The sequence below is a fragment of the Arthrobacter sp. E3 genome, from assembly GCF_017353415.1.
Classification (GTDB): Bacteria; Actinomycetota; Actinomycetes; order Actinomycetales; family Micrococcaceae; genus Specibacter.
The window spans coordinates 1-255 of record NZ_JAFMPX010000142.1; the positions used below are offsets into that span (position 1 = coordinate 1).

The following is a 255-nucleotide window of genomic DNA, read 5'->3' on the forward strand; positions in this document are numbered from 1 at the left end:
GCAGTGTTGGGGTGCCGATGGTGACGACTACTGATTATGTGAACACGATTCCGGCTGATCAGGAGCCTGAGTATCCTGGCAAGGAGGGCATCGAGCGGAAGTATCGTGCGTGGTTGCGGTGGAACGCGGCTATTTTGGTGCATCGTGCGCAGGCTCCTGATATTGGTGTGGGTGGGCATATTTCCACTTATGCTGGTGCGTCGACGTTGTACGAGGTTGGTTTTAATCATTTCTTCCGGGGTAAGGATCATCCCG

Annotated in this window: 1 protein-coding gene; it reads left to right on the forward strand. The window is 54.1% G+C overall.

The annotated features are described in order from the left end of the window. The coding region (locus tag JMA46_RS17700) for a hypothetical protein (protein ID WP_207346509.1) at window positions 1-255 on the forward strand (255 nt) is incomplete at both ends.